Annotated in this window: 17 protein-coding genes; 11 read left to right on the top strand and 6 right to left on the bottom strand. The window is 68.9% G+C overall.

Annotated features, from left to right (window positions below; translation table 11 throughout):
• Window positions 1–45: 45 nt before the first annotated feature.
• Genes ACBY01_RS12810 through ACBY01_RS12800 form a run of 3 tightly spaced genes read right to left on the bottom strand, consistent with a single transcriptional unit; the run spans window position 46 to window position 6,019 of the window.
• Window positions 46–1,521, bottom strand: coding sequence for an efflux transporter outer membrane subunit (locus tag ACBY01_RS12810; RefSeq protein ID WP_416461273.1), 1,476 nt, complete (start codon window positions 1,519–1,521; stop codon window positions 46–48).
• Window positions 1,514–4,741, bottom strand: a complete 3,228-nt coding sequence (locus ACBY01_RS12805; RefSeq protein ID WP_416461272.1) for a multidrug efflux RND transporter permease subunit — start codon at window positions 4,739–4,741, stop codon at window positions 1,514–1,516. The genes ACBY01_RS12810 and ACBY01_RS12805 overlap by 8 nt, the downstream gene beginning before the upstream one ends.
• Before the next feature lie 18 nt (window positions 4,742–4,759).
• Window positions 4,760–6,019 (bottom strand): efflux RND transporter periplasmic adaptor subunit, encoded by a 1,260-nt coding sequence (locus tag ACBY01_RS12800; RefSeq protein ID WP_416461271.1) that lies wholly within the window; start codon window positions 6,017–6,019, stop codon window positions 4,760–4,762.
• A gap of 132 nt (window positions 6,020–6,151) precedes the next feature.
• Between ACBY01_RS12800 and ACBY01_RS12795 the strand changes: the two genes are divergently transcribed.
• Entirely contained in the window at window positions 6,152–6,799 is a 648-nt protein-coding gene (locus ACBY01_RS12795; RefSeq protein WP_416461270.1) for a TetR/AcrR family transcriptional regulator, read from the top strand.
• Between the two features lie 6 nt (window positions 6,800–6,805).
• On the opposite strand, the gene ACBY01_RS12790 is transcribed toward ACBY01_RS12795, so the two are convergent.
• Window positions 6,806–7,468, bottom strand: a complete 663-nt coding sequence (locus ACBY01_RS12790) for a Crp/Fnr family transcriptional regulator (RefSeq protein ID WP_416461269.1) — start codon at window positions 7,466–7,468, stop codon at window positions 6,806–6,808.
• A gap of 252 nt (window positions 7,469–7,720) precedes the next feature.
• On the opposite strand from ACBY01_RS12790, the gene ACBY01_RS12785 reads away from it, so the two are divergent.
• The 9 genes from ACBY01_RS12785 (at window position 7,721) to ccoS (ending at window position 16,011) form a co-directional block, all read left to right on the top strand.
• Window positions 7,721–8,020: a hypothetical protein gene (locus ACBY01_RS12785; protein ID WP_416461268.1), complete on the top strand. Its 300-nt coding sequence runs from the start codon at window positions 7,721–7,723 to the stop codon at window positions 8,018–8,020.
• A gap of 122 nt (window positions 8,021–8,142) precedes the next feature.
• The gene (gene ccoN, locus ACBY01_RS12780) at window positions 8,143–9,828 is read left to right on the top strand and encodes a cytochrome-c oxidase, cbb3-type subunit I (RefSeq protein WP_416461267.1); all 1,686 of its coding nucleotides are present in this window, start codon (window positions 8,143–8,145) and stop codon (window positions 9,826–9,828) included.
• An 11-nt stretch (window positions 9,829–9,839) separates the two neighbouring features.
• Window positions 9,840–10,574, top strand: coding sequence for a cytochrome-c oxidase, cbb3-type subunit II (gene ccoO / locus ACBY01_RS12775; protein WP_416461265.1), 735 nt, complete (start codon window positions 9,840–9,842; stop codon window positions 10,572–10,574).
• Window positions 10,571–10,735, top strand: a complete 165-nt coding sequence (locus ACBY01_RS12770) for a cbb3-type cytochrome oxidase subunit 3 (RefSeq protein WP_416461264.1) — start codon at window positions 10,571–10,573, stop codon at window positions 10,733–10,735. The genes ccoO and ACBY01_RS12770 overlap by 4 nt, the downstream gene beginning before the upstream one ends.
• Window positions 10,728–11,693: a cytochrome-c oxidase, cbb3-type subunit III gene (ccoP, locus tag ACBY01_RS12765; protein WP_416461263.1), complete on the top strand. Its 966-nt coding sequence runs from the start codon at window positions 10,728–10,730 to the stop codon at window positions 11,691–11,693. The genes ACBY01_RS12770 and ccoP overlap by 8 nt, the downstream gene beginning before the upstream one ends.
• Window positions 11,680–13,227 (top strand): cytochrome c oxidase accessory protein CcoG, encoded by a 1,548-nt coding sequence (gene ccoG, locus ACBY01_RS12760; protein ID WP_416461262.1) that lies wholly within the window; start codon window positions 11,680–11,682, stop codon window positions 13,225–13,227. Before ccoP ends, ccoG begins: the two co-directional genes overlap by 14 nt.
• A complete protein-coding gene (locus ACBY01_RS12755; protein ID WP_416461261.1) occupies window positions 13,224–13,703 on the top strand; it encodes a FixH family protein in 480 nt (159 codons plus the stop codon). The genes ccoG and ACBY01_RS12755 overlap by 4 nt, the downstream gene beginning before the upstream one ends.
• Window positions 13,700–15,844 (top strand): heavy metal translocating P-type ATPase, encoded by a 2,145-nt coding sequence (locus tag ACBY01_RS12750; RefSeq protein WP_416461260.1) that lies wholly within the window; start codon window positions 13,700–13,702, stop codon window positions 15,842–15,844. Before ACBY01_RS12755 ends, ACBY01_RS12750 begins: the two co-directional genes overlap by 4 nt.
• The gene (gene ccoS / locus ACBY01_RS12745) at window positions 15,841–16,011 is read left to right on the top strand and encodes a cbb3-type cytochrome oxidase assembly protein CcoS (protein ID WP_416461259.1); all 171 of its coding nucleotides are present in this window, start codon (window positions 15,841–15,843) and stop codon (window positions 16,009–16,011) included. The genes ACBY01_RS12750 and ccoS overlap by 4 nt, the downstream gene beginning before the upstream one ends.
• Before the next feature lie 285 nt (window positions 16,012–16,296).
• Here ccoS and ACBY01_RS12740 read toward each other — a convergent pair whose 3' ends face one another.
• Both ACBY01_RS12740 and ACBY01_RS12735 read right to left on the bottom strand, forming a co-directional pair.
• Window positions 16,297–17,007 carry a response regulator gene (locus tag ACBY01_RS12740; protein ID WP_416461307.1) on the bottom strand — a complete coding sequence of 237 codons (711 nt, stop codon included), beginning with the start codon at window positions 17,005–17,007 and terminating at the stop codon, window positions 16,297–16,299.
• A 418-nt stretch (window positions 17,008–17,425) separates the two neighbouring features.
• The gene (locus ACBY01_RS12735; protein WP_416461306.1) at window positions 17,426–18,109 is read right to left on the bottom strand and encodes an OmpW/AlkL family protein; all 684 of its coding nucleotides are present in this window, start codon (window positions 18,107–18,109) and stop codon (window positions 17,426–17,428) included.
• 85 nt (window positions 18,110–18,194) lie between these two features.
• On the opposite strand from ACBY01_RS12735, the gene ACBY01_RS12730 reads away from it, so the two are divergent.
• The gene (locus tag ACBY01_RS12730; RefSeq protein ID WP_416461258.1) at window positions 18,195–18,482 is read left to right on the top strand and encodes a hypothetical protein; all 288 of its coding nucleotides are present in this window, start codon (window positions 18,195–18,197) and stop codon (window positions 18,480–18,482) included.
• Window positions 18,483–18,719 lie beyond the last annotated feature (237 nt).

The following is an 18,719-nucleotide window of genomic DNA, read 5'->3' as shown; positions in this document are numbered from 1 at the left end:
GCTGATCCCGCGCCGGCCGTTCTATTTCGCGCCGAGGGCGCTGCGTTACTGCGTCGACACCTCGCGCAGCCCGCCACCCAGCGCGACGTAGAGCGAGACGCCGTTCTGGAGTTCGGCGCTGCGCAGCGCGAGCAGCTGCTGCTCGGCCGCGAACAGGTTGCGCTCCGCGTCCAGCACTTCGAGGTAGATCGAGATGCCGTTGGCGTAGCGAAGCTGCGCGGTACGGGCGAGGCTGCGCTGCGCCACCACGGTGCGCTCCTGCGCGGCGATCTGCTCGGCATAGTGGCGGCGCGCGACCAGCGCGTCGGCCACTTCGCGGAACGCTTCCTGTACCGTGCGCTGATAGGCCGCGACGAGCTCGTCCGCCTGCGCGCGGGTCAGGTTCAGCTGCGCCTTGCGCGCGCCCCAGTCGAAGATCGGCAGGTTGAGCGCACCGCCGAACGACCAGCTCTGGAAGCCCGACTTGAACAGGTCGCCCAGGTCCGACGACGCCCAGCCGTAGTTGCCGGTGAGCGAGATGTTCGGGAAGAACGCCGCGCGCGCCGCGCCGATGTCCGCATTCGCCGCGCGCAGGTTGTACTCGGCGCCGAGCACGTCGGGACGGTTGGCGATCAGCGCCGAAGGCAGGCCCGGATCGATCGCGGCGAACTGACCCGCATCGTTGATCGAGCGGGGCGTCGGCAGCGTCGCCGGGTCGATCGGCCCGCCGACCAGTACGGTCAGCAGGTTCTGCGCCTGGCCGGTGGTGCGGCGCAGCTCGGCAAGCTCGGCCTCCGCCTGCGTCACCAGCAGCTGCGACTGGTTGTAGTCGACCGACGAGGTCACGCCGCGGTCGAAGCGCAGCTTGGCGATGCGCAGCCCCTCGCGCCGGCTCGTCACCGTCCGTTCGGCGAGCGCGATCCGCTCCTCGCCCGCCCGGACGGTGAGGTAGGTCGCGGCGACCTGGCTCACCAGCGACAGGCGGAAGGCACGCTCGGCCTCGACCGTCGACAGGTAGCGCGCACGCGCCGCGTCGCTGAGGTTGCGGACGCGACCCCAGAAGTCGAGCTCGAACGAGGTCACCGCCACGCCCAGATTATACTGGTTGAAGGTGATCGAGTTCTGCTGCGGGTTCTCGACCGGGATCTCGGGATCCTCGGGATCGGCGGGGTCGCCGCCCAGCGCATCGCCGAAGCCCAGCGCGTTGAGCGGGGTACGCGTGCGCGTCGCACTCCCCTGCAAGCCCAACTGCGGGAGCCGCTGGGCGTCCTGGATGCGATACTGCGCGCGGGCCTGATCGATGCGGGCGACGGCCTGCGCCAGGTCGCGGTTGTTGGTCAGCGCCGCGTCCAGATAGGCCTGGAGCCGCGGGTCGCCGAAGAACTCGCGCCAGCCGATGTCGGTCGCGAGCCGGCTCCCCGCCGCCGTCGGAGCGTCCGGGAAGGACGCGGAGACGGGGGCGACGGGCTGGCGATATTCCGGTGCGAAGTTGCAGCCGGCGAGCGTGCTGGTCGCGACCAGCGTGAGCAGGATCTTACGCATGTACGGGCTCCCCGGCGTCGTCGCCGCGCTCGGCGCGGCGGCGGGCCTCTTCTTCCTCGGCAGCGGCATCCTCGGCCTCGTGGTCGTTGTCGCGCGCCAGCCACTTGCGGGCGGCGATGTAGAAGACCGGCGTGAAGAAGATGCCGAACGCGGTGGCGGCGATCATGCCGCCCATCACGCCCGTGCCGACCGCATGACGGCTGGCGGCACCCGCCCCGCTCGCGATCACCAGCGGCACCATGCCGAGGATGAAGGCGAGGCTGGTCATCAGGATCGGACGCAGACGCTGGCGTGCCGCCTCGATCGTGGCGTCGAAGGTCGACTTGTCGCCCTCCTCGTCCTCGATCGCGAACTCGACGATCAGGATCGCGTTCTTCGCGGCGAGACCGATGATCGTGATCAGGCCCACGTTGAAGTAGACGTCCACCGAATAGCCGCGCAGCATGGTGAACAGCACCGCGCCGAGCACGCCGAACGGCACCACCAGCAGCACCGCCAGCGGGATCGCCCAGCTCTCGTAGAGCGCGGCGAGCAGCAGGAACACCACCAGCATCGACAGACCCAGCAGCAGACCGATCTGGCTGCCCGCCTGCTTCTGTTCATAGGCGGTGCCGGTCCATTCGAAGCTCATGCCCGTGGGCAGCACTTCGGCGGCGATCTGCTCCATCTCGTCGAGCGCGGTACCGCTCGACGCGCCCGGCGCCGCCTGACCCGAGACGGTCAGCGCAGGATAGCCGTTGTAGCGTTCGAGCTGCTGCGGACCGTTCTGCCACTTCACCTGGGTGAAGGCGGAGAACGGCACCATCTGCCCGGAGCCGTTGCGGACACGCAGGCTCAGCACGTCCTCCGGCGTCATGCGCTGCTCGGCTTCCGCCTGGATGTAGACGCGCAGCACATTGCCTTCGCGAATGAAGTCGTTCGCATAGGACGATCCGAAGGCGATCGACAGCGTCTGGTTGACGTCGGCGATCTGCAGGCCGAGCGCCCGCGCCTGGACCCGGTCGATGTCGACGAAGAGCTGCGGCGCGGGGCCGAGGCCTTCGGGACGGACGCCGACCATCGTCTTGCTCTGCGACGCCTTCGCCAGGATCTGGTTGCGGGCGTTGACCAGCGCTTCGTAGCCCATGCCCGAGCGGTCCTCGATCTTCATCGAGAAGCCGGTGGCGTTGCCCAGCGCCTGGATCGGCGGCGGATCGAGCGCGAAGATGATCGCTTCGGGGATCGATTGGAAGAAGCCGTTGGCCTTGCCGACCAGCGTGGTCGAGCTGTTCTCGGCGCCCTCGCGCTCCTCCCAGTTCTTCAGGTTGACGAACGAGATGCCCGCCGACTGGCCCTGACCGAAGAAGTTGAAGCCCGCGACCGAGACGATGTCGGAGACCTGCGGCTGCTGGTGGAGGAAGTTCTCCACCTTGGTGATCGCGTCGCCGGTCCGTTCGAGCGTGGCGCCCGGCGCCGCGTCGTACGACACGAAGACGTAGCCCTGGTCCTCGGTCGGCAGGAAGCCGCCGGGCATGCGCACGAACAGCAGGCCGGTGAGCACCAGCACCACCGCGAACACCGCGAGCCAGCGCGCCGGGCGGCCGAGCATGCGGCCGACGGTGTTGCCGTACTTATCGGTCGCGCGGCCGAAGCGGTCGTTGAACCAGTTGAAGAAGCGCTGCGGCACGCCGCGGATGCCCGGCTTGACCGGGGCATGCTCCTTCTCGTGGGTGTGCATGTCCTCCGCCTTGAGCAGCGTCGCGCACAGCGCCGGCGTCAGCGTCAGCGCGAGCACGGCCGAGAAGAAGATCGACACCGCGAGCGTGATCGAGAACTGGCGGTAGATGCCCCCGGTCGAGCCAGGGAAGAACGCCATCGGGATGAACACCGCGATCAGCACCAGCGTGATGCCGATGATCGCGCCGGTGATCTGGCCCATCGCCTTCACCGTCGCGCGGCGGGGCGACAGCCCCTCCTCCGACATGATGCGCTCGACGTTCTCGACGACGACGATCGCGTCGTCGACCAGGATGCCGATCGCCACCACCATGCCGAACAGCGACAGCGTGTTGATCGACATGCCCGCAAGGTAGAGGCCCAGGCAGGCACCGGCGAGCGCGATGGGAACCACGATCGCCGGGATCAGCGTCGCGCGCCAATTCTGGAGGAACAGGAACATCACCAGGAAGACGAGGATCATCGCCTCGATCAGCGTGTGGATCACGCTGTCGACCGACGCGGTGATGAACGGCGTCGTGGTGAACGGAATGCTCCAGGTCATGTCCGCCGGGAAGGTGCTTTCCAGCTCCTTCATCCGGTCGGTGATCGCCTCCGCGGTGGCGAGCGCGTTCGCGCCCGGCGCCAGCTGGATGCCGAGACCCGCGGTCTCCTTGCCGTTGAGCGTCAGCTTGAAGTTGTAATTGTCCTTGCCGAGCTCGACCCGGGCGACGTCGCCCAGCCGGATCGTCGAACCGTCGGGATTGGCGCGGATGATGATCTGGCGGAACTGTTCGGGGGTCGAGAAGCGGTTCTGGGTGATGACCTGCGCGGTGAACTCGGTCTGGCGAGTGACCGGCTGGCCGCCCAAGGCACCGCCCGCGGTCTGGCTGTTCTGCTCCTGCACCGCGGCGAGCGCCTCGCTCGCCGACATGCCGTAGCCCGCCAGCTTTTCCGGATCGAGCCACACGCGCATCGCGTAGGGCGAGCCGAACAGCGTCACGTCGCCCACGCCGTCGACGCGGCGAAGCTCGTTGATGACGTTGTTGTCGGCGAAGTTGCCCATCTCGACCGGGGTGATCTGGCCGGTCTTGGACTGGAAGGTGATGACCTCCAGGAAGCCCGCGGTGGACTTCGTCACCTGAATGCCGAGCGCGCGCACCTCCTGCGGCAGGCGCGGTTCGGCGCGGCTCAGGCGGTCCTGCACCTGGGTGCGGGCGATGTCGAGATCGGTGCCCGGCTGGAAGGTGACGGTAATCTGCGCGGTGCCGTTGGAGCGGCTGGTCGACGACATGTAGAGGAAGTTGTCGACGCCGTTGATCTCCTTCTCGATGATGGAGGTCACCGTGCGGTCGAGCACGTCGGCCGACGCGCCGCTGTAGTTGAGCGCCAGGTTGAGCGCCGGCGGCGCCACCGACGGATACTGCTCGATCGGCAGCATCCGCAGCGCGATCACGCCGAACAGCGAGATGAAGGCGGCGATCACCCAGGCGAACACCGGGTGATAGACGAAGAAGCGATTCATGAGGGGTGTGTCCTCGTCTTACCGGTTGGCGGCCGGGGCGGCCTGCTGGGCCGTCCCCTTTTCCGCGCCCCGCGGCGCGCCTGCGGCCGGCTGGCCGCCCTGCGCGGGCTGGCCGTTCTGCGCCGGCTTGGCGCCGGCCTGCGGCGCCTGCACGCGGACCTTCTGGCCCGGCTGCACCTTCTGCCAGCCTTCGGTGATGACCTGCTCGCCGGGCTTCAGGCCCGAGCGCACGACCCAGCCGCTGCCGACCTGCCCGCCGAGCTCGACGGTGCGCGCAGCGACGGTGCCGTCCTTGCCCACCACCATCACGGTGGCCTGCTCGTTGCTCAGCTGCACCGCGCGCGCCGGCACCTGGACGCCGTCGCGGGTGGTGCCGGCGGTGATGCGGCCGCGGATGAACTGGCCGGGCAACAGCTGGCGCGCCGGGTTGGCGAAGGTCGCACGCAGCACCTGGCTGCCGGTGGTCGGATCGACCGTGAGGTCGGCGAAGTTGAGGCGGCCCGTAACCGGATATTCGGTGCCGTTCTCCAGCACCAGCCGCACCTCGACGCCCGAGAGCGACGGCAGCGCAAGTGCACCGGAGCGCGCCCGGTTGGCAAGGTCCTGCAGCGCGGAACTCGACTCGGTGAACACGGCATAGACCGGCTCGAGCTGCTCGACCGTCGTCAGCAGCGTCGCGCTGGCGGCGCTGGCGAGCGCGCCCTCGGTCACCTGCGCGCGTCCGACGCGGCCGCTGATCGGCGCACGGACGGTGGTGTAGCTCAGCTCCAGCTCGGCGCGCGACACGGCTGCGCGGGCGTCGGCGACATCGGCGTCCGCCCCGCGCAGCGTCGCGAGCGCGGCGTCATATTCCTGCGCGCTCACCGCCTTCTCGGCGATCAGCGGGCGATAGCGATCGACGATCTGCTTGGCGTTGGTCCGCGTCGCCTGTGCCCGCGACAGCGCGGCGCGCGCCTGGGCGAGCTGCGCCTGCTTGTCGCGAGGATCGATGCGGAACAGCGGCGTCCCCGCCTTCACGTCGGTGCCTTCCTGATACAGGCGGCGTTCGATGATGCCGTCGGTGCGCGCGCGCACCTCGGCCGAGCGGACCGCCTCGATGCGGCCGGGCAGCTCGATGATGTTGGGAACCGCCTCGCCCTGCACGGTGATCGCGGTCACCAGCGGCGGCGGGGGAGCCGGCGGTTGTTCGGCACCGCCGCCGCACCCGGAGAGGGCAAGCGCGCCAGCGACGACAACCAGCGTCCGGCCGGGCCGGCCGAAGGAGGGGGCGATGATCACAAACGTTTCTCCAAGAGGGCGAGCCCGTTCGGGCGGCGCTTTCTGTACCGGTCCGAATAAATAAATCAACCAGCCCGTGCATTTTTTCGCGTACTGGGCTACGGGGTCGGCATCGAAGCTGGAGCCGTTGCATTGAAATGTGGTGAACGCCGGGGAGCCGGTCGCCCGACTCGAGAGGAAGCCGCCGCGATCAACGACCGGGTGCTGGAGGGTGCGCGTGCCGCCTTCTGCCGCCAAGGCATTTCGGGCGCGTCGATGGACGAGATCGCGATCGCGGTCGGCGTCACCAAGCACACCATCTACCGCCGCTATCCCAGCAAGGCGGCGCTGCTCGAAGCGGTAGTGGAGCGCGACCTGTCGCGGTTCGAGGACGAGATGCGCTCCAATGCCGAGGCGGAATGCGACGGCGGGACGGCGAGCGATCCGGTCGCCGCGCTCAAGCAGGCGACCCAGCGCTTCTTCCAATGCTGCATCACGCCGGAAGACGTCGCCTTCCTGTCCTTCCTTCAGGCCGAGGGCGCTTTTTCGGAGGACATGCGCCGCAAGCTGCTCGAATGGGAGCGGGTCGCCAACGCGCCGCTGCGCGAGCGGATCGAGGACGCGCAGGCCGCCGGATGCCTGCGCGACGGCGATCCCGCGCGGATCTGCGAGGTGCTGGTCGACCTGATCGACGGCGGCGCGCGCCGCTCGGGCTGCACCGAGTGCGAGTCCGAGGCCTCGCGTGCGCAGTTCGACGATCGCTGGGACATCTTCGCGCGGGCGATGCTCCAGCCCTGCTGAGCCGCGCTACTCCGCGGCCTCGCCCTCTGCGACCAGCCGCGCGTGGTCGAGGATGCGCACGCGCTTGCGTCCGGCCGCGACGATGCCGTCGCGTTCCCAGCGGCTCACCAGTCGGCTGACGGTGTGCAGCGTGGTCGCGGTGAGCTCCGCCAGGTCCTGCCGCGACAGCGCCACCTGCACCGCCCCGTCGACCTCCGGCTCCTCGTCGGCCAGCCGCAGCAGCGCGCGTGCGACACGTTGCGCGACGGGCAGCGTCGACACCTCGTGCAGCCGCTGCAGCATCTCCTGGTTCCGCTCGGCGACGATGTGGACGAAGTTGCTGGCGAGCGCCGGATGGGCGGTCATCAGCTCGCGCATCCGCTCGGCCGGCCAGCTCAGCGCCCGCACGTCGGTCAGCGCGGTCACCGTCGCCGGATAGGGGATCTGGCGGAAGGCGGCGACGCAGCCGGGCATGCCCCCCGGCCCCAGCATGTGCACGGTCATCGCCGTGCCGCGGGTGGAGGTCCGCCAGACGCGCACCCTCCCCTCGACCAGCAGCAGGAACTGGTCGGCGGGATCCTCTTCGTAGACGATGGTCTGGTTGGCGCGGTAGGTCCGCACCCCCGCCGCGCGGCGCAGCTGCTCCGCCAGTTCGTCCGGTATCCCCTCCAGCAGCGGGCTGGTAGCCATCGACGTCAGCACGGCCGTGTCCCCGCCTTCGCCGGCGCGACCGAGCGCGCTTCGACGAAGTGGTCGCGGACGTTCCACGACCTTCCCGAAGATGGCGGCGCTACGCACGCACCGGCAATGCTTCTTTGATGCCCGTCAAACTCCGTTCTTTGACCGCCATCAAATCCCAGGGACCTGTCGCGTGCCATGCGGACCCGGTGATTCCGGGCGCAGCATCTGCGTCGGGACTGTTGGCGCAGGGAGGAATGGCGCATGCCGATCGGAGTTATCGCCGGCATCTACGGCCTGTTGATCTTGGTGACGCTGGCGTCGGGCTATTACGCGTTCTTGCACGCCAATACCCTCGCCCGCGAATCACAGACGCCGGACAACGACGTCGTGGCGGGGCGCAGCCGTCCGGGCGGTCGACGCGAGCGGGGGCGCCGTTCGATCCTGGCGGTGATCCTGTTCTGCCTGGGAACCGCCGGGCTGCTGCTGATGGGCACGCTGCACTTCAGCGGCGCGCTGTCGTCGCTCGTGGAATCGCAGGATGTGACGGTGCAGCGGCCGTAGACCGCCGCGAAGGACGGGTGGTGCCGCTGCGACGCCGCCCGTCTTGACGCTAATCAATGTTGCCGGGGGCGCAGAAGTCGAGGGCCCCTGCTAGCTGGAACCGCTGTTCGGGCGAGGGGCTAATGGACAATATCATCACAAACGCCGGGGCTTGGTTATTCCTTGCCGTCGTGGCGCTATTCGGGGCCGCGGTGGCGGTCGATGCCGGCTTCGCCGTGCACATGGCAATCATGGCGATCGCGGGTCTCGCCGCGGCGTTCCTGACGATGGCCAAGAGCGACTTCAACGCGCTGCCGGCCCGTCTGGCGGGCCCGTCGGCGCTTCAGGGCCGCTACTACGACGACGTGATCCGCTGGGGCGTGATCGCGACGGTGTTCTGGGGAGTCGTCGGCTTCCTGGTCGGCGTGGTCATCGCGCTGCAGCTGCCGTTCCCGGCGCTGAACCTCAACAGCGAGTTCACGACCTTCGGTCGCCTGCGCCCGCTGCACACCTCGGCGGTGATCTTCGCCTTCGGCGGCAACGCGCTGCTGGCGACGAGCTTCTACGTCGTGCAGCGCACCTGCCGCGCGCGGCTGTTCGCGCCCAAGCTCGCGAACTTCGTGTTCTGGGGTTACCAGCTGTTCATCGTGCTGGCGGCGACCGGCTACATCCTCGGCATCACCGAGGGTCGCGAATATGCCGAGCCCGAATGGTACGTCGACCTGTGGCTGACGATCGTCTGGGTCGCCTATCTGGCGGTCTACGTCGGCACGATCGTCAAGCGGTCGGAACCCCACATCTACGTGGCCAACTGGTTCTACCTCGGCTTCATCATCACCGTGGCGATGCTCCACATCGTCAACAACCTGTCGCTGCCGGTCAGCCTGGTCGGCTCCAAGTCCTACTCCGCCTTCGCGGGCGTGCAGGACGCGCTGACCCAGTGGTGGTACGGCCACAACGCGGTCGGCTTCTTCCTGACCGCCGGCTTCCTCGGCATGATGTACTATTTCGTGCCGAAGCAGGCCGAGCGCCCGGTCTACAGCTATCGGCTGTCGATCATCCACTTCTGGTCGCTGATCTTCCTCTACATCTGGGCGGGTCCGCACCACCTCCACTACACCGCGCTGCCCGACTGGGCGCAGACGCTGGGCATGGTGTTCTCGGTGATGCTGTGGATGCCCAGCTGGGGCGGCATGATCAACGGCCTGATGACGCTCAACGGCGCCTGGGACAAGATCCGCACCGATCCGATCATCCGCATGATGGTCTTCGCGCTGGCCTTCTACGGCATGGCGACCTTCGAAGGCCCGATGATGTCGATCAAGGCCGTGAACTCGCTCAGCCACTACACCGAATGGACGGTCGGTCACGTGCACTCCGGTGCGCTCGGCTGGAACGGCATGATCACCTTCGCGGCGATCTACTATCTGGCACCGCGCCTGTGGGGCCGCGAACGGCTCTACTCGCTGCGGATGGTGAACTGGCACTTCTGGCTCGCGACGCTGGGCATCGTGCTCTACGCGTCCGCGCTGTGGGTCGCCGGCATCACCCAGGGCCTGATGTGGCGCGAATACGGCGACGACGGCTACTTGGTCTACGCCTTCGCCGAAGTCGTCTCCGCGATGAAGCCCTACTATGTGATTCGCGTGATCGGCGGGCTGTTCTACCTCACCGGTTCGCTGGTGATGGCCTGGAACGTCTACAAGACGATCAAGGGTGATCTTCGCGAGGAGGCGCCGATGACCGACGCCGCCTACGATCCCGAAGCGGACCGCCCGCTGGTGCCGGCGCCTGCCGCCGGCAACCCCCAGCCCGCCCCCGCCGAGTAAGGACAAGGACGATGGCTTCGAAGTTTTTCGATCACAAGAAGATCGAACGTAACGTCACGCTGCTCGGCGTCCTGGCCTTCCTGACGGTGGCCGTGGGCGGCATCGTGGAGATCGCTCCGCTGTTCTGGATCGACTCCACGGTGGAGAAGGTGGAGGGGGTCCGCCCCTACACCCCGCTCGAGCTCGCCGGACGCAACATCTACATCCGCGAAGGCTGCTACAACTGCCACAGCCAGCAGATCCGTCCGTTCCGCGACGAGGTCGAGCGCTATGGCCACTATAGCCTGGCGGCGGAGAGCATGTACGACCACCCGTTCCAGTGGGGGTCGAAGCGCACGGGTCCCGACCTGGCGCGCGTCGGCGGCCGCTATTCCGACGAATGGCACGTCCAGCACCTGAAGGACCCGCGCTCGGTGGTGCCGGAATCGATCATGCCGCCCTACGCCTTCATGGCGGATCGCGAGCTCGACGCCGGCGACATGAGCAAGCACCTGACCGCGATGCGCCGCGTCGGCGTTCCCTACACCGACGAGGACATCCGGCAGGCGAACCAGGACCTGATGACCCAGGCGGTCGGCGAAGGCGATACCGAGGGGCTCGCCAAGCGCTATCCCAAGGTCCAGGCGCGCGACTTCGACGGGGATCCCAACCGGGTGACCGAGATGGACGCGCTGGTCGCCTATCTGCAGATGCTGGGCACCACCGTCGACTTCCGGTCGGCGGAGGCCCAGGAGCAGCCGCGGTGAACTACAGCGATCTGCGGCATTTCGCAGACAGCTACGGCCTGATCTTCATGAGCGTGGTGTTCCTCGTGCTGGTGGGATGGACGTTCCGCCGCAACGCCGGGAAGCACCACGACCGGGCCGCCAACAGCATCTTCGAGGAAGAGGACCGCTCCGATGGTTGAGCGCAAACGCATCGACGAAAAGACCGGCACGAGCACCGTCGGCCACGAATGGGACGGCATCGAGGAACTCGATACGCCGATGCCGCGCTGGTGGCTGGTCACCTTCTTCGCCACGATCGTCTTCGCGATCGTCTACGTCGTGCTCTATCCGGCCTGGCCGATGGTCCACCGCGCGACCGCGGGCGTGCTGGGATGGTCGAGCCGCGGCCAGCTGGAGCAGGAGATCGCCAAGGAAGGCGAGCGCCGCGCACCGATCCAGCGCGAGCTGGCGCGGATCCAGATCGAGCGGCTGCCCGAGAATTCGGAGATGTTCCAGGCGGCGGTCGCCGGCGGCAGTGCGGCGTTCAAGGTCTATTGCGTCCAGTGCCACGGCGCCGGCGCCGCGGGGGGCAAGGGCTATCCGAACCTCAACGACGACGACTGGCTGTGGGGCGGCGACCTCAAGACGATCCAGCAGACGCTGGTCAACGGCATCCGCCAGCCCGGCAACGACGACACCCGCATGTCGCTGATGCCCGCCTTCGGTCGCGACGGCATCCTCCAGCCGGCCGAGATCCAGGACGTGGTGAGCTACGTCCGCACGATCTCCCGCCAGGAGAAGCCGAGCGATGCGGCGCGCCGCGGCGCCACCCTGTTCGAGAACAACTGCGTCGCCTGCCACGGGCCGCAGGGCAAGGGCATGCGGGAGTTCGGTGCCCCCAACCTGACCGACGGCATCTGGCTGTACGGCGGCGACCGCGACACCCTGACCGAGACGGTCACCAATTCGCGATATGGCGTGATGCCCGCATGGGGTCATCGCCTGGACCCGGTGACCGTCAAGATGCTCGCCGCCTATGTCCACTCGCTGGGTGGCGGCGAGGCGTTCGTGCCCGAGACGCCGGAGGCCGCTCCGGCCGCCACGTCCAACCCGGAGGCGGCCACCCCGGCCGCGCAACCCCAGAATGTCCAGCCCTGAAGACCTGACCGGCCCCAAGCAGAAACTGTTCGAGGCCCGTACCAAAATCTTCCCCAAGGCGGTGGACGGTAGCTACCGCCGCGTGAAGTGGGCGATCATGGCGATCACCCTCGCCATCTACTACTTCACGCCGTGGCTGCGGTGGGATCGGGGGCCGTACGCCCCCGATCAGGCCGTTCTGGTGGACATCGCCCACCGCCGCTTCTTCATGTTCTCGATCGAGATCTGGCCGCACGAATTCTATTACGTGGCCGGCCTGCTGATCATGGCGGGCATCGGGCTGTTCCTGGTGACCTCCGCGGTGGGGCGCGCCTGGTGCGGCTATGCGTGCCCGCAGACGGTGTGGACCGACCTGTTCGTCCACGTCGAGCGCTTCATCGAAGGCGACCGCAACGCGCAGATCCGGCTGCAGAAGGCGCCGTGGAGCGTGTCCAAGGTCGTCAAGCGCACCGCCAAGCACGCGATCTGGCTGGCGATCGCGGTCGCGACGGGCGGCGCGTGGATCTTCTACTTCGCCGACGCGCCGACGCTGTTCGGCGACGTCGTCTCCGGCCAGGCGCCGGTCGCCGCCTATGCCACCATCGCGATCCTGACCGGCACGACCTATGTGCTGGGCGGGCTGATGCGCGAGCAGGTGTGCATCTACATGTGCCCGTGGCCGCGCATCCAGGGCGCGATGCTCGACGAGAAGTCGCTGCTCGTCACCTACAAATATTGGCGGGGCGAGCCGCGCACCCACGGCCTCAAGCGCGCCGCCCCGGCCGCGCGCCGGCCGGAGACGCAGGACCAGGGCGCCGAGCCGCAGGTCGGCGTCCCGTCGCTGGTGGCGATGGCGGCCGACCCGCAGAAGACGCCGCGGATCGGCGACTGCATCGACTGCAACGCCTGCGTCGCGGTGTGCCCGACCGGCATCGACATCCGCAACGGCAGCCAGATCGGCTGCATCACCTGCGGGCTGTGCATCGACGCCTGCGACGACATCATGACCAAGATCGGCCGCCCGACGCGGCTGATCGGCTACAGCACCATCGCCGACGAGGTGATCGCCGGCGAAGGCGGCGAGCCGATGCACCCGTTCCGCCGGCTGCTGCGGCTGCGCACGATCCTCTACACGCTGGTGTGGGCCGGGATCGGCATGGGCATGTTGTTCGCGCTGGGTACCCGCACACGCATCGACCTGTCGGTCAGCCAGACGCGCAACCCGCTCTACGTGCGGCTGTCGGACGGCAGCATCCGCAACACCTACACCATCAAGGTCCGCAACATGGAGAACCGCCCGCGCGAGGTGGAGATCGGTGTCGCGGGGCTGTCCGGCGTGGCGATGTGGAACGACGGCGGCAAGCGCGAGACGGCGGGCTCGACCCTGCGCCTGAGCGTCCCCGCCGATCAGGTCGCGCGCACCCGCGTGTTCGTCGCCGCCCCCGCCAAGGGTCCGGCCCGCCAGGACGTGTCCTTCACCGTCCGCGCGCTGGACGACGAGGGCGGCCAGGACGCCGACGCCAACTTCTTCGAACGCCCGGAGACCGGACAATGACCGCCCCCCGCCCCGCCCGCCCGCGCCGCTTCACCGGCTGGCACATGCTCGCCATCATGGTCGCCATGTTCGGCACGATCATCGCGGTGAACCTGGTGATGGCACGCTTCGCCGTCGGCACGTTTGGCGGCACCGTCGTCGACAACAGCTATGTCGCGAGCCAGAAGTTCAACGGCTGGCTTGCCAAGGCGCGGTCGCAGGAGGCGCTCGGCTGGAAGCTCGACGTGACCGTCGACGACAGCCGCATCGTCCGCATCGTCACCGCGTCGCCGACCGGCCCGCTCTACGGCGCGGCGATCGAGGCGGTCGCGACCCATCCGCTCGGCCGCGAGCCCGAGCGGCGGCTGCACTTCGTCGCGGTCGGCGGCGGCGCCTTCGCCTCGCAGCAGCCGCTGCCCGAAGGCCGCTGGCTGCTGCGCATCGACGTGCGCGAGGGCCGCGACACCGCGCGCTTCGACGATCAGGTCCCTGCATGAACGCCCCCGCCCCCCTCACCGACGGCGACCGCTGCGCCACCAGCCAGTTCAGCGTGCCGACGCTGCATTGCGCCGGGTGCATCGCAAAGCTCGAAGGGGGGCTGGCGGCGACGCCGGGCGTGATCGACGCGCGGGTCAACTTCACCGCCAAGCGCGTGCGCGTGACGCACCTGCCGGAGGTCGACACCGGCGCGGTGCGCGACGCGATCGTCCGCATCGGCTTTCCCGCCGAGCCGTTCCTGGGCGACAACGACGGCACCGCCAGCCGCGAGAGCCGCGAGCTGGTCAAGGCACTCGCCGTCGCCGGCTTCGCGGCGATGAACGTGATGCTGCTGTCGGTGTCGGTCTGGTCGGGTGCCGAGGGCGCGACGCGGCAGATGTTCCACTGGCTGTCGGCGCTGATCGCGCTGCCGGCGGTGGCCTACGCCGGCCGCCCCTTCTTCCGCAGCGCCTGGGGTGCGCTGCGCCACGGCCGCACCAACATGGACGTGCCGATCTCGATCGGCGTCACCCTGGCCTGCGCGCTCAGCCTCTACGAGACCGCCACCGGCGGCCACGACGCCTATTTCGACGGCGCGGTGATGCTGCTGTTCTTCCTGCTGGCCGGGCGCTTCCTGGACAGCGTGATGCGCGCGCGGGCGCAGGACAGCGCCGGCGCGCTGCTGCGCCAGACCGCGCAGGGTGCGCAGGTGCTCGACAAGCAGGGCGTGCCGCACTGGCGCGCCGCCGACGAACTCGCCCCCAACATGCGGATGCTGGTCGCGGCCGGCGACCGCCTCGCCGCCGACGGGGTGGTCGAAACGGGGAGCAGCAGCATCGACCGATCGCTCATCACCGGCGAGAGCGTGCCCGAGGCGGTCGCACCCGGCAGCCGGGTGCTCGCCGGCACGATCAACATGGACGGACCGCTGACCGTCAAGATCACCGCGGCGGGCGAGAAGACCGCCATCGCCGACATCGCCCGGCTGATGGAGGCCGCGGGCGGCACCAAGTCGCGCTACGTCCGCATCGCCGACCGTGCCTCGCGGCTCTATGCCCCCGCGGTGCACAGCCTGGCGGCGCTCAGCTTCCTCGGCTGGATGCTGGCGGGCGCGGGCGCCCATTACGCGACGCTGATCGCGGTGGCGGTGCTGATCATCACCTGCCCCTGCGCGCTCGGCCTCGCCGTTCCGGTCGCGCAGGTCGTCGCCTCGGGCGCGCTGATGCGGGCGGGCGTGCTGATCAAGGACGGTTCGGCGCTCGAACGGCTCGCCGAAGCCGACGTCGCACTGTTCGACAAGACCGGCACGCTCACGCTCGGCCGCCCGACCCCGGTCGGCACGCTGCCGCTGACCGAGGGTGAGCGGCCCGTCGCGCTCGCCCTGGCGCGCGCCAGCCGCCACCCGCTGTCGCGCGCGCTGGCCGCCGCGCTGGAGGCGGAAGGCGTCCAGGCCGCGACGCTCGCCGACATGGCGGAGCAGCCGGGGCTCGGCATCCAAGGCACCGTCGATGGCGTGCGTGCACGACTCGGTCGCCCTGACTGGATGGCAACCGAGCAGGCTCACGACGGCACGGCGCTCAGCACCGGCTTCGCCCTCGGCGAGGGCCCGCTGCGGCTGCTGCACTTCGAGGATGCGCTGCGTCCCGATGCCGAGGCGGCGGTCGCCCGGCTGCGCGCGCAGGGCATGGCCCCCGCCATCCTCTCCGGCGACCGCGCCCAGGCCGTCGAGGCGGTCGGTCGCCAGCTGGCGGTCGACACCACGGCCGAACTGTCGCCGGCCGACAAGTTCGCTGCGATCGAGCGGCTGGAGTCCTCCGGTCGCCGCGTGCTGATGGTCGGCGACGGCCTCAACGACGGCCCGGCGCTCAAGGCCGCGCACGTTTCGATCGCGCCTTCGTCCGCCAGCGACGTCGGCCAGACCGCGGCGGACCTGCTGTTCCTGGGCGACCGGCTGATGCCGGTGCCGGTGGCGATCGCCGCCGCGCACCGCACGATGCGGGTGGTGCGCCAGAATTTCGCGCTGGCGATCGGCTACAACGTGCTGGCGGTGCCGCTCGCCATCGCGGGCTACGTCACCCCGCTGATCGCGGCGCTGGCGATGTCGGGATCGTCGCTGATCGTGGTCGCGAACGCGCTGCGGCTGCGGAGCGCGGCGCGATGAACGGGCTAGCCGTCCTCATCCCGATCGCGCTGCTGCTCGGCCTGGCGGGACTCGCCGCCTTCTTCTGGTCGGTGAAGTCCGGCCAGTTCGAGGATCTCGACGGTGCGGCGATGCGCGTGCTGATCGAGGAGGACGAGGATCGTCCCGGGCGCGACGAGGACGCCTGAGCGATCCGCCCGGCCGATCGCCGGCCGGGCACGCTGCCGCGAGGCGGCGGCGTCAACGCGACCGCCAGCCTTCGAACGCCGCGAACACGATCAGGACGCCCAGGGTGAGGAGCGCGCCCCTCAGTTCGTACCAGTTCAGATCGAAGTTGAATTCCGGCATACCGCTCTCCTGCACCCGGGATGGGACAGGCATTCGCTACACGGCCGTTTTTGCTGCCGTGCGGCGCGAATGTAGAGAAATGTTGCTACGCAGCAGGCGTCGCGGAAACGGCTCGCCCTGCCCCGTCACCCGCGCTCGACGGGGACGTTCAGCATGTAGCCCACGCCCCGGATGGTGAGGATCGGCGCGGGCTTGTCGCTGGTGCTCAGCTTGCGCCGGATGCGGCTGACCAGCACGTCGATGCTGCGATCGGACGTCTCCTCGTTGCGGGAGCGGGTAAGCTCCAGGAGGCGCTCGCGGGCGACGATGCGCTGCGGATGCTCGAGCAGCGTCACCAGCAGGTCGAACTCCGCCCCGGTCAGGTCGACGATCGCGCCGCGCGCGGAGCGCAATTCGCGCCGGGGCAGATCGACCGTCCAGCCGTCGAACCGGATGGCTTCCGCGCTGCGCCCGGCACCCTGGTCCGTCGGTGCCGTGCGGCGGAGTACCGCCCGGACGCGCGCGACCAGTTCCTCGGTGCTGAACGGCTTGGGCAGATAGTCGTCCGCGCCGAGTTCGAGCCCGACGATCCGGTCCGTCTCGCTCCCCTTGGCGCTGGCGAAGATGATCGGCGTGTCGCGCTTGCGGCGGATTTCTCGGCACAGGTCGATGCCGTTGGGTCCCGGTAGCATGATGTCGAGGACGACGAGGTCGACGATGTCGGCATCCAGGAAGCCCCACATTTCCGCGGCGCCGGAGGCGGTTCGGACGACGAAGCCGTTCCCCTGAAGCGCGCGTGCGATCAAGGTTCGCAGTTGCGGGTCATCTTCCACGACCAGGATCGTCGGAGCGGCCATAGCTGTCCTTTTGTTGCCGACCCTTGCCGGTCGAAGCGCGCGTGGGAGTGCCTGCCCTGACGAGGGCAGGTCCTCCGAAACCACGTCCGTCCGCGGAGGTTCCAGCGAAACGGCGTCGAAGGGAGAAGGACGCTTGCGGCACCCCTCCGACCGACCACGGTGATTTCCGCCGAGGCGCGCCACTCTGGAGAAGGAAGCCGCCAAGCGAAACCGTTCGTGCTGAGTAGGGGCTGAGCCTGACGAAGACCCGTATCGAAGCACCGCGGGCAACCTCAACGCCCTTCCTGGGGACCTCGATGCATGGCGCGACGCAAACCGCCCATGCACGCGAAAAGCCCCGCCCCTCCACCTCTCCGTCCTGTGCGAAACAGTCGGTTGAGGCGGAGGAGCGGGGCCCCTCACGCTCCTGCGGAGAGGCTTAGAAGCGCATGCCCAGGCCCACGCCGAACACCAGCGGATCGAGGCTGATGTCGACCGTCTGACGGCCGGCGGCGGTGGTGTAGAGCTTCGCGGTCGTGTCGATGTCGATGTACTTGACGTCGAGGTTCAGGAAGACCTTCGGCGTGATGTCGACATCGACGCCCACCTGCGCGGCCCAGCCGAAGCTGTCGTCCATCTTGACGCGGGTCTCGCCGACCGCGGCCTCGAGCGAGTTCGACGCCTTCTCGTTCCAGAAGATCGTGTAGTTCACGCCCGCACCGACGTACGGACGCACCGCGCCGGTCGGGTTGAGGTGGTACTGCGCGGTCAGCGTCGGCGGCAGCACCCAGGTGCTGGCGAGCTTGCCGAGCGAGCCGGTCGTGCCGGTCTTGCCCGACGCCTTGTGCTTGGTGGTCGACGCGATCAGTTCGAAGCCGATGTTGTCGGTCGCCATGTAGGTGACGTCGACTTCCGGCATGAAGCTGTTGTTGACGCTGACGCCTTCGCCGGGGAATGCCGGCAGCACGCTGCCCGATTCCTCGTTCGGTGCCACGACGATGCCGCGCAGGCGGACCAGAACGTCACCGGCCGCAACCCCCACGCGGTCTGCGTCCTGGGCTGCTGCGGGCGTGGCCACCACACCGGCTGCAAGAGCGGCGAGGATCGCGCCCTTCATCGTCATGTTCATCCCCCGTCTCCTTCAAATTGGGTGAGCGCGGGTTAGGCCCGGTGCGGGGCGCCAGCTTTGATCCAGCCCAAACCCGTGTTTGCGCAACGTCAACGTGGCGACGAACGGCGGCCGGCATGACGATGGCACGATGCTGACCGGCGCCCACCCTCTCACCCGCCTCGCCTGCACGAGCCTGTCGGCCGCGGGCGCGCTGATGCTCGCGGTGCCGGCCGGCGCGGTTGGCACGCGGGTGCTGGTGGTCGAGACCTGCCACGGCGGCCGGATCGCGATCCCGATCGGCGACAACCGGCCGGGGCCGGACAAGCAGTGCCAGGGCGGCTGCCACGCCGCCTGCACGCGCAAGCGCGAAGACGCGGACGAGTAGTTCGGGTCGCGGGCGGCTGGTGTCCGCGTAGCTGCGAGGATGTCGTAGGAGGTCGCAGAAGGCGTGGGCAGCACCAATCCTCGTCATCCTGACGAAAGTCAGGATCCATTGGCGCTACGCTGGAGGCTCAAACCGAGCGCGAATGGATGCCCCGAGTTCACAAACGAAGTGCAACACCAGGTTGAGGTGTTGCGATGGGAACCAGGTACCGACAGCTCTCGTATGCGGAACGGTGTG

The organism is Sphingomonas mangrovi (assembly GCF_047975845.1).
GTDB lineage: Bacteria > Pseudomonadota > Alphaproteobacteria > Sphingomonadales > Sphingomonadaceae > Sphingomonas.
Note: the sequence above shows the minus strand (reverse complement) of the source record. Positions and strands in the feature narration are given on the sequence as shown.